Annotated in this window: 8 protein-coding genes; 2 read left to right on the top strand and 6 right to left on the bottom strand. The window is 71.2% G+C overall.

All coding sequences use genetic code 11. The features are described 5' to 3' along the window. Positions 1 to 43: 43 nt before the first annotated feature. The 4 genes from ACFWN1_RS28515 to ACFWN1_RS28500 form a co-directional block, all read right to left on the bottom strand. Positions 44 to 1,561, bottom strand: a complete 1,518-nt coding sequence (locus ACFWN1_RS28515) for a catalase (RefSeq protein WP_384367984.1) — start codon at positions 1,559 to 1,561, stop codon at positions 44 to 46. A 286-nt stretch (positions 1,562 to 1,847) separates the two neighbouring features. Continuing rightward, positions 1,848 to 2,495, bottom strand: a complete 648-nt coding sequence (locus ACFWN1_RS28510; RefSeq protein ID WP_384367981.1) for a LuxR C-terminal-related transcriptional regulator — start codon at positions 2,493 to 2,495, stop codon at positions 1,848 to 1,850. Beyond that, the gene (locus ACFWN1_RS28505) at positions 2,483 to 3,769 is read right to left on the bottom strand and encodes a sensor histidine kinase (protein WP_384367978.1); all 1,287 of its coding nucleotides are present in this window, start codon (positions 3,767 to 3,769) and stop codon (positions 2,483 to 2,485) included. Before ACFWN1_RS28505 ends, ACFWN1_RS28510 begins: the two co-directional genes overlap by 13 nt. A 108-nt stretch (positions 3,770 to 3,877) precedes the next feature. After that, positions 3,878 to 5,956: an MMPL family transporter gene (locus ACFWN1_RS28500; RefSeq protein ID WP_384367975.1), complete on the bottom strand. Its 2,079-nt coding sequence runs from the start codon at positions 5,954 to 5,956 to the stop codon at positions 3,878 to 3,880. 288 nt (positions 5,957 to 6,244) lie between these two features. Here ACFWN1_RS28500 and ACFWN1_RS28495 point away from each other — a divergent pair, with 288 nt between their 5' ends. Further along, complete coding sequence (locus ACFWN1_RS28495) at positions 6,245 to 7,924, top strand: NAD-dependent malic enzyme (protein ID WP_384367972.1); 1,680 nt, start codon at positions 6,245 to 6,247, stop codon at positions 7,922 to 7,924. Then, entirely contained in the window at positions 7,921 to 9,384 is a 1,464-nt protein-coding gene (fumC, locus tag ACFWN1_RS28490; protein ID WP_384367970.1) for a class II fumarate hydratase, read from the top strand. The genes ACFWN1_RS28495 and fumC overlap by 4 nt, the downstream gene beginning before the upstream one ends. On the opposite strand, the gene ACFWN1_RS28485 is transcribed toward fumC, so the two are convergent. Both ACFWN1_RS28485 and ACFWN1_RS28480 read right to left on the bottom strand, forming a co-directional pair. Continuing rightward, positions 9,317 to 10,033, bottom strand: a complete 717-nt coding sequence (locus tag ACFWN1_RS28485) for a DUF1275 family protein (protein WP_384367967.1) — start codon at positions 10,031 to 10,033, stop codon at positions 9,317 to 9,319. The genes fumC and ACFWN1_RS28485 overlap by 68 nt on opposite strands. A gap of 38 nt (positions 10,034 to 10,071) precedes the next feature. After that, a partial coding sequence (locus ACFWN1_RS28480; RefSeq protein ID WP_384367964.1) for a hypothetical protein occupies positions 10,072 to 10,285 on the bottom strand: 214 nt, incomplete at its 5' end.

The raw sequence follows: 10,285 nt of genomic DNA, 5'->3' as shown, positions 1-10,285 counted from the left end.
CCCCTCGCCCCGGAGCGGGGGAGGGGCGCCCGGCGGAGCGGGGTCAGGCTTTGTGCTGCATGCTGCGGCGGGCGGGATTGCCCTGCTTCTCCGCCTTCGGGTCCAGCTCGTCCGCCTTGGCGCGCACGCCCTCGGCGATCCGCTCGCCGACCTTGGGGTCGATGTTGGCCCAGTACTGGAGGGCACGGTCCAGGACGGGTTCGGTGACTCCGTTCAGCAGGTGCCCCACGACGTTGTCGACGAGACGGTCACGGGCGTCGTCGTCCATGATCTCCCGGACGAGGGTGCCGGCCTGGCCCCAGTCGTCGTCCTCGGCATGGGAGACATAGGCCGCACGGGTGATGTCGCCGTCGGCGTACCAGCTCGGCGGGCTGCCGAAGCGGACGGTGTCGGCGGCTGGGCCGCCCTTGGAGTTGGGGGCGTAGACGGGGTCGGTGGTCTTGCGGTAGGCCATCGCGCCGTCTTTGGAGTACGTGTTGACGTCGGTGATGGGGGCGTTGACCGGGAGCTGGGCGTAGTTGGTCCCGATGCGGTGGCGGTGCGCGTCGGCGTACGAGAAGAGCCGGGCCAGCAGCATCCGGTCGGGGCTCGGCCCGATGCCGGGGACGAAGTTGTTCGGCTGGAAGGCGAGCTGCTCGATCTCGGCGTGGTTGTCCGTCGGGTTCCGGTCCAGCGTCATCCGGCCGACCTCGATGAGCGGGTAGTCGCTGTGCGGCCACACCTTGGTGAGGTCGAAGGGGTTGAACCGGTACCCGGCGGCATCCTCGTACGGCATGACCTGCACATGCAGGGTCCAGCTCGGGTGCTCCCCGTCCCGGATGTGCTCGAAGAGATCACGCGTGTGGTAGTCGGTGTCGACGGCCGCCATCTGGTCGGCCTCGTCCTGGGTGAAGAACTCGATGCCCTGGTCGGTCTTGAAGTGGTACTTGACCCAGAACCTCTCCCCGGCCCCGTTGATCCACATGTACGTGTGGGAGGTGTAGCCGTTCATGTGCCGCCAGCTGCGCGGGACACCCCGGTCACCCATGAGCCAGGTGACCTGGTGGGCGGACTCGGGGGAGAGGCTCCAGAAGTCCCACTGCATGTCGTGGTCACGCAGATTGTTGTCGGCGCGGCGCTTCTGGGAGCGGATGAAGTGCTGGAACTTCATCGGGTCCTTGATGAAGAACACCGGGGTGTTGTTGCCGACCATGTCGTAGTTGCCTTCGCTGGTGTAGAACTTCACCGCGAAGCCGCGCGGGTCGCGCCAGGTGTCCGGGCTCCCGCGCTCCCCGGCGACGGTCGAGAAGCGGGCGACGAGATCGGTACGGGCGCCGGGCTGGAAGACGGCTGCCTTCGTGTACGGGCTGACGTCGCCGGTCACCTCGAAGCGCCCGAAGGCCCCGCTGCCCTTGGCGTGCGGCTGGCGCTCGGGGATGCGCTCCCGGTTGAACTGAGCCATCTGCTCGATGAGGTAGGCGTCCTGCAGCAGCAACGGTCCGGCCGGGCCCACGGTCAGCGAGTGCTCATCGCTCTCGACGGGCGCGCCGGAGTCTGTAGTGGTGTAAGGGGTCTCGGTCATACCTGCTCGCTGATCCTCTCCACTCCGCCGGACACGACGCTCACCGCCCGCCCTGGCGCGACCCGCGTGCGCGCGGGCTCAGGACTACCGGGTGACCGGGGGCGGGGCCCGCAAACATGGGCGGGAGCGGGATGACCTGAGTGGGCGAACGAAGGGAGGGGTGCGGACGGCCCCGCTGCGCCTCGGTGTCCCGTCGCGGATGGCGCGTGCGGACGAGCCGGCCGCCGGCCGCCGGGTGCCGTGACCAGGAGCGACCGCGGCATCCGCTTCCCGGTCCGGCGCCGTCTCAGGCGTTGAGGTAGGTGAGTACGGCCTGGACGCGGCGGTGCATGTCGTCGGCGACGGGCAGGTCGAGTTTGGCGAGCAGGTTGCCGATGTGCTTCTCGACCGACACCGCCGCCAGGTGGAGGCGTCCGGCGATGGCCGAGTTGGACAGACCCTGGGCCATGAGGGCGAGGACTTCGTGTTCGCGGGGGGTGAGGCGGGCGAGGGCGCCGTCGCGGGTGTTGCGGGCGAAGATCTGGGTGACGACCTCGGGGTCGAGGGCGGTGCCGCCCGCCGCCACGCGTTCGAGGGCGTCGAGGAAGGCGGGGATGTCGGTGACCCGGTCCTTGAGGAGGTAGCCGACGCCGCCCTGACCGTCGGCGAGGAGTTCGGCGGCGTAGGCGCGCTCGACGTACTGGGACAAGATGATCACCGGGACGGCCCCGGAGGTGAGGGCGCGGGCCTCGATGGCGGCGCGCAGCCCTTCGTCGCGGAAACCGGGTGGCAGGCGGACGTCGACGAGGGCGAGGTCCGGGTGGTGGGTGCGGACGGCTTCGACGAGGCCGGGGCCGGTGTCGACGGCGGCGAGCACCTCGTGGCCGGTGGCGGTGAGCAGGCGGATGAGTCCGTCGCGCAACAGGAGCAGGTCTTCGGCGATCACAAGGCGCATGGGAACTCCGCGTGCAGGCGGGTGGGCCCGCCGGGTGGGCTGGCGAGGGTGAGGGTGGCGTCGAGGGCGTCCAGCCGGCGGCGCAGTCCGCTCAGTCCCGGGCCGTCGGGGTCGGCGCCGCCGTGTCCGTCGTCGGTGACGGTCACGGCCAGGGTGCGGTCGGGGCGGGTGTGCGCGGTGACGGTGGCGTGGGTGGCCTGGGCGTGTTTGGCGGTGTTGGTGAGGGCTTCGGCGATGAGGAAGTAGGCGGCGGACTCGACGGCTGGGGCAAGCCGGCGGGGCAGGTCGACGTCGGCAAGGACGGGCAGCGGGTGGTCGGCGAACAGGGCGGTCAGGGCGCCGTCGAGGCCCCGGTCGGTGAGGATCGGCGGGTGGATGCCCCGCACGAGGTGACGCAGTTCGTCGAGGGCGGTGGTGATCTCCCGGCGGGCCGCGGCGAGATCGGCGCGGGCCGGGTCGGCGGCGGCGCCGAGGGCTTTCAGGCGGTGCTCGGCCAGAGCGAGGGTCATGCCGAGGCCGACGATGCGTGCTTGGGCGCCGTCGTGCAGATCGCGTTCGATGCGCTTCAGTTCGGCGGCCTGGGCGTCGATGGCGCGGGCCCGGGTGCGGGTGAGGCGGTCGGCTCGTTCCGTCAGCCGCTGGGTGCGGCCGGAGGCCAGCAAGGCGGCGGCCAGGCGAGCCTGCCCGCCGGCCAGCGCCCGGACGAGACGGGCGAGCAGCGGCAGCAGTGCGGCGGCCGCGAGCACGGTGAGCACCTGCCCGAGGGGAGTGGTGACGGTGACGAAGCCGTTGTCGTGGCGGTGGTGGGCCGGCAGGGCCCACACCCAGGCGGGTGACGTGAGCGCGGCCAGGTCCACCCCCAGGACGACGACGGCCACGACGGCACTCGCCAGAGCGAGGGGGAACAGAGCGGTGAGCCAGGCGATGTCCCGCCAGGTGGCCGGATGGGCGGCGACCTGCCGTGCCCGGCCGGCCCTGGTGGCCGCGTCCGCCTGCCGGTAGGGGGTCGGGACCGGGCCGAGCAGGACGAGCGCGGCGCGGCGGCGCTCCAGACCGGCCAGGGCCCGGGTGGCGCTGGTGGCTGCCAAGAAGGCTGGAACCCCGGCATGCGTGAGGGACAGCACCGCGCATGCCGTGACAGCGACCACGAGCGTGACCAGGGCTGCGATGCCCGTGCCCAGGCCGTACAGCAGGTAGGCCAGGGCCCGCAGGGTGCGGCGGAACATGGTCGTCAGCCTACGGGGCAGGGCGCCGACGGTCCGGAGACGGTCCATGGTCATTTCCTGGTCTTTCGAACAGGGGGGGCGGGCCGCAGGCGCGGGTCGCCGGGCGTCCCGCCCCCCACCGGACCGCTCGCGCGGTGGTCCGGCCGGTGGTACGGGTCAGCGCGGGACTGGCTGTGCTCGGTGGGCGTCGTCGTGGTGTACCTGGGGTCGGCCGGCCGGCCACCAGTTGGCGTTGCCGAGCATCTGCATCACCGCCGGGACGAGGATCATGCGCACCAGGGTGGCGTCGATGGCGACCGCGGCGGCCAGGCCCAGCCCGATGATCTTCGCCGGGAGCGCGACCCCGCTGATCAGGGCCGCGAAGACCGCGATCATGACCAGGGCGCAGGAGGTGACGACGCGGCCGGTGGATGCCATGCCCACCGTCACCGCTTCGGTGTTGTCGCCGCACGCCCGGTAGTGCTCGCGCATCCGCTCCAGCAGGAAGACCTCGTAGTCCATGGAGACACCGAAGGCGATGGAGAAGATCAGCACGGGCGCGAAGGCGAGTACCGGGCCGGGACGGCCGACACCGATCAGGTCGGCGCCCCAGCCGAACTGGAACACCGCGACGACGAGCCCGAAGGCCGCGCCGACCGACAGCACGTTCATGACTGCGGCCTTGAGGGGGATGGCGATCGAACGGAACAGCAGCAACAGCATGAGCATGCTCGCGGTGATCACACCCCCGACGAGCCAGGGCAGCCGCTGCTGCAAGGCGCTGGCCAGGTCGATACCCCGGGCGGTCTGCCCGCCCACGTAGGCCGGGGTGCGGGTGGCGGCGGTGAGGCGGGCCAGGGGGCCGGAACGCAGGTGCCGCACCAGACGGGTGGTGCGCTCGTCCTGCTGGCCGAACGCCGACGTCACGCGGAAGCTGGCCGTACGGGGCGCTGCGGCACGGTCGACCTGGACCGGGGCCACCTGCGCGACATCCGGCTCGGCTGCGATCTCGTGCGCCAGCGTCTGTACGTCGGAGAGGTGCGCGGAGCCGCGGGTGAGGTCGGTGACCAGCAGCAGCGGGCCGGTCGCCCCGGGACCGAATCCCTTGCCGAGGAGGTCGTAGGCGCGTCGCCCGGCCGAGGCGGTGGACTCGTTGCTCGCGTCGACCTGCCCGAGCCGGATGGACAGCACCGGCGCGGCCAGCGCCCCCAGAACGGCCACCACCATCACCGAGGCGGCCAGCGGCCTGCGCTGCACCCGCAGACTCAGTCGCCGCCACGCGCCGGACGCGGCCTTCTCGGGTGGCAGGGGCCGGGCGCGCCGCCCGAACACGGAGATCAACGCGGGCACCAGGGTGAGGGTGGCGACCACCGACACCCCGACCGCCAGGATGGCGGCCAGTGCCAGGCCGGTGATGAACCCGATGCCCACGACGAGCATCCCGGCCAGGGAACCCATCACCGTCAGACCCGAGAAGACGGCGGCCCGGCCGGCCGTGCTCATGGCGGCCTCGACCGCCGCGTCCGCCGCGAGACCCCGGCCGAGTTCGGCGCGATAGCGGTGCACCACCAGCAGCGCGTAGTCGACACACACCCCGATGGCCAGGAACGACACCACCTGAGCCGCGAAATCAGGGACGGTGACCTGCCGGGACAGATAGAACAGCACGAACGTCACCGCCGTCCCCACAGCGACGAGCGCCGTGAGCAGCGGCACCGACAGCGCCAGGAACGAGCCCAGCGCCAGCAGCACTACCACCGCGACCGCCGCGCCCGCCAGCTCCGCGTACGGTGGCGGCCCCGAGGGGTTGAACATCTGCCCCACGTACTCCACGCGCAGACCGGCCCGCGACACAGCCGGCTCGAACGCGGACCGTACCTGCTCGGCGGTGGCCTTCGGCAGGTCCGCGGCCCGCCGGTCGAACTGCACCGTGACATAGCCGACCGTCCGGTCCCGGGAGACCTGCCCCGCGTCCGCCACCCGCCCGGTCTCGCCGCCGTAGGGGTCACCCACGCCGGCCACGTGCGCGACCGAGCGCACCGCGCCCACGCCCCGCTCCACGGCCTCGCGAACCTGAGGACGGGTCAGGTCCGGCCCTGCCAGGACGATCTGGGCACCGTCCCCGGCCCGCGCCGGGAATCGCTGTTGGAGCAGCTCGGTCGCCTTCTGAGCGTCGCCCTCACCTGCCGAGTACTGCTTCGCCAGCCCCGGACCTCTCAGCTGGAGGCCGACGGTCGCCGAGACCGGAATCGCCACCAGCAACAGGACCCAGCAGGCGATGACCCACCATCGCCGCCGAAAGGCGAAGGACCCCACTTCGGCCAGGACAGAAGCCCGCCGTGTATCAGAAACGTGCATGCCTCAACCCTGTCCCGGCCGGGACAGGCCGCCCACACGGTCCGCACGAAACATCACGGTAGGGACAGCCATAATCCCCAAGGTGCGAGACGCGCCCAACTGTCTACGCTGAATGAGGGACGCGCCGTCAGCCGGGTACGCCGGTTCCGCCCTGGCGGCATCGCTGCCGAGCCAAGGGAGTTGGACATGTCACAGCGCGGCGAGAACAGCCCGGCCATTCCGGACATTCTGACGAACCCGCTCCTCAACCACGGAGTGGCGTTCACACAGGAGGAACGCGACGCGCAGGGCCTGACAGGGCGCCTGCCGGCGGCCGTACTGACCCTGGAACAGCAGGCGGGGCGCGCGTTCCGGCAGATGCAGGCGGCCGGTGATGACCTCGCCAAGAACGTCTACCTCGAAGAACTGCACGACCGCAACGAGATCCTCTACTTCAAGGTGCTGCGCGAGCACCTGCCCGAACTGCTGCCGATCGTTTACGACCCCACCGTGGGCCTGGCCATCCAGAAGTACTCGCAGGAGTACCGCAGCCCCCGTGGCCTGTTCCTGTCCATCGACCGCCCCGACGACATGGACCGGGCATTCGACACGCTGGGCCTCGGCTCCAACGACGTCGACCTGATCGTCTGCTCGGACGCGGAGGAGATCCTCGGTATCGGGGACTGGGGCGTGGGTGGTGTGCAGATCGCCGTCGGCAAGCTGGCCGTCTACACCGCCGCCGCCGGGATCGACCCCAGCCGGGTGATCGCCGTGTCCCTGGACGTCGGTACCGACCGCCAGAGCCTGCTGGACGACCCCCTCTACCTGGGCAACCGCTTCCCCCGCGTGCGCGGCGCGTCCTACGACGCCTTCATCGAGAAGTACCTGCGCACCGCGTCCGCCCGCTTCCCGCACGCCCTGCTGCACTTCGAGGACTTCGGCCCGAGCAACGCCCGCCGCATCCTGGACACCTACCGCGACGACTACCGCATCTTCAATGACGACGTCCAGGGCACCGGCGCCATCGCCCTGGCCGCTGTCCTGTCGGCGGTGAAGGTCAGCGGCGTGCCCATGCGCGAGCAGAAGCTGGTCGTGTACGGCTCCGGCACGGCCGGTGTCGGGATCGCCGACCACCTCCGCGACGCCATGATGCGTGACGGTGCCGGCAAGGAGGACGCGGACTCCCGGATATGGCTGATCGACAAGCAGGGCTTGCTGACCCGGGACATGACGGACTTGCGCGACTTCCAGCAGGGCTACGCCCGCGACCCCGCCGAGACCCGGGGCTGGAGTCGCGACGGGGACGGCATCTCGCTCGTGGAGACCGTGCGCCGGGTGGAGCCGACGATTCTGCTGGGCACTTCCACGGTGCCCGGCGCGTTCACCCGCGATGTCGTCGAGGCGATGGCCGCCTCCTGCGAGCGCCCGATCATCCTGCCGCTGTCCAACCCGACCTCACAGATCGAGGCCATGCCGGCCGACATCGTCAAGTGGACCGGTGGCAAGGCGCTGATCGCGACCGGCATCCCGGTGGACCCGGTGTCCTTCGAGGACGTCGAGTACCGCATCGGTCAGGCCAACAACGCGCTGCTCTACCCGGGCCTCGGTCTCGGCACCATCGTCGCGGGCGCCGGCCATGTCACCGACGGCATGCTGCGGGCCGCGGCGCAGGCCGTCGCCGACCAGGTCGACCCCACCGGGCCCGGCGCGTCGTTGCTGCCGCCGGTCGAGGACCTGTGGGAGTCGTCCGCCCGCACCGCCACCGCCGTCGTCGAGGCCGCCATGGCGGAGGGGATCGCCGCCCAGCATCGCGCCGACCCCGAACGCGCCGTCCGCGAGCGAATGTGGGAACCCGTCTACCAGCCGGTCGAGGAGGGCAGCGCATGACCTCCAGCGACCCGGACAGGACCGCTCCCGAGATGCATGACGTGCCGATCGGCATCACCGCGACCGGCACCCGGCGGGAGACGGACTCCATGGGAGCCGTCGACGTGCCCGCCGACCGGTACTGGGGTGCTCAGACCCAGCGCTCGCTGATCCACTTCTCCATCGGCGACGACCGTATGCCGAAGGCTGTCTACCATGCCTACGGTCAGGTCAAGCGGGCGGCCGCCGTCGTCAACGGCCGGGCGGGACGCCTGCCCGCGTGGAAGGCCGAGCTCATCGAGCGGGTCGCCGACGAGGTCATCTCCGGCGCCCTGGACGACCACTTCCCGCTCTACGTGTGGCAGACGGGCTCGGGCACGCAGTCCAACATGAACACCAACGAGGTGATCAGCAACCGTGCGATCCAGCTCGTCGGCGGCGAACTCGGCACCAAGACGCCGGTCCACCCCAACGACCATGTCAACATGGGCCAGTCCTCCAACGACACCTTCCCGACCGCCATGCACATCGCGGCGGTGAGAGCCGTTCAGGAGCACCTGCTGCCCAGCGTGCGCGCGTTGCGGAAGACCATCGCCGACAGGGCGGAGCGGTGGCACGACGTCGTGAAGATCGGCCGCACCCACCTGGAGGACGCCGTCCCGCTCACCGTGGGGCAGGAATGGTCCGGCTACGCACGACAGTTGGAGCAGGCGTACGACCGCACCGAGCGCGCCGCGGAAGGACTGCTGGAGATCGCCATGGGCGGGACCGCGGTCGGAACCGGCCTCAACGCCCCGGACGGCTTCGCCGAGGAGGTCGCGGCGGAGATCGCCCACCGCACCGGGTACTCCTTCACCACGGCCGCGAACAAGTTCGCCGCCCAGGGCGGGCTCGACGCCATGGTGGGTGCCTCCGCCGGGGTGCGCGCGCTCGCGGTCCCCCTGATGAAGATCGCCAACGACATCCGCTGGCTGGCTTCCGGACCTCGTTGCGGACTGAGCGAACTCATTCTGCCGGCCAACGAACCAGGTTCCTCGATCATGCCGGGCAAGGTCAATCCGACCCAGTGCGAGGCCATGGTCATGGTGTGCATCCAGGTTCTCTCGGAGGATCAGGCCATCGCCTTCGCGGGCTCCCAGGGCAACTTCGAGCTGAACGCGATGCGGCCCGTCATCATCGACAACTTCCTGCACATGACGAGCATCCTCGGGGACGCCTGCGACAAGTTCCGGGAATACTGCGTCGAGGGCGTCGAACTCGACCAGCGCCGGGTCGAGGACTACGTCGAGGGGTCGTTGATGCTGGTGACCGCGCTCTCTCCGGCGATCGGCTACGACAAAGCCTCCGCCATCGCCCACAAGGCGGACGACGAGGGCACCACGCTCCGAGAAGCGGCTCTGGCCACGGGGTACGTCAGTGCCGAGGACTTCGACCGGATCGTGGACCCCACGACCATGGTCGGCATCGGCTCCGCCGTCTAGGCTCCTCATCGCGGGTCTTCCTCAGGGGCAGGCGTGCCGCAGTCGACGCACACACCAACAGGAGCACCGGTGGTCCCAGCGCCCAGCCGCGGGCCTCACTCAGCAACGCGGCGGTAAGCGCCGCACCGGCGATCAGGGCACCGATCCGAAGCGGTACCCAGAGCCCCTGTTTCCCGCCGCCCAGACCCTTGACGACGTAGGTCGCCAGGGTTCCGGTGAGGTAGGTGGTAGGAGACGCCGTCTTGCCGGCCGCCACCATGGCCGCCGACTGCATCCCCATGGCCAGTGCCACTCCGCATTGCAGCACGTCGCGGAGCGCCTCACCGGGCCTGCCGTCCGTCAGGCCCCAGGCCAGCGCGCCGGCGCCGAGCAGAGCCGTCTCCACGACCAGCACGACCAGTACCCGGCGGGGCCAGGAGACTGCGGCCGGGGCTGTGCCGCGCGTGTACAGCGCGGCGATCGTCAGGCCTGCCCCGAAGCCGGCCAGCGCGAGTGCGGTGGCGGTCACGCCGACCGCCTTCCCGCGGCCTACGGCCATACCGAGCAGGGCGAAATTGCTCGTCATGACACCGGCGAACACGTGCTCCAGTCCGAGGAACGAGACGGTCTCCACTCCACCGGCGGCCGCGACCAGCAGCAGGACCGCCACGCGCAGCGACGGCCTCGGACCCCCCTCGCCCGGCCCCACTAGACCGCCTGACCGAGTGGGTGGACGGGACGCCGGTCCGCTTCCCCCGCGGCCGCCTCGGCGTGGTGAAAGTCCGCGCCGGCCACGCCGTCCTCGGCGGCGGCCCGGGGCATACGGTCGGCGAGCGCGTGGGGCCGCGCACCGTGCCGGGCGCGGACGCGCTCGGCAGGGGAGTCCGCGAGCCCGGCCGTCCCGCGGCCGGCGATCCGCCGC

This window comes from Streptomyces sp. NPDC058459, from assembly GCF_042721685.1.
Classification (GTDB): domain Bacteria; phylum Actinomycetota; class Actinomycetes; order Streptomycetales; family Streptomycetaceae; genus Streptomyces.
The sequence above is the reverse complement of the archived record's forward strand: the minus strand, read 5'-3'. Positions and strand labels throughout refer to the sequence as shown.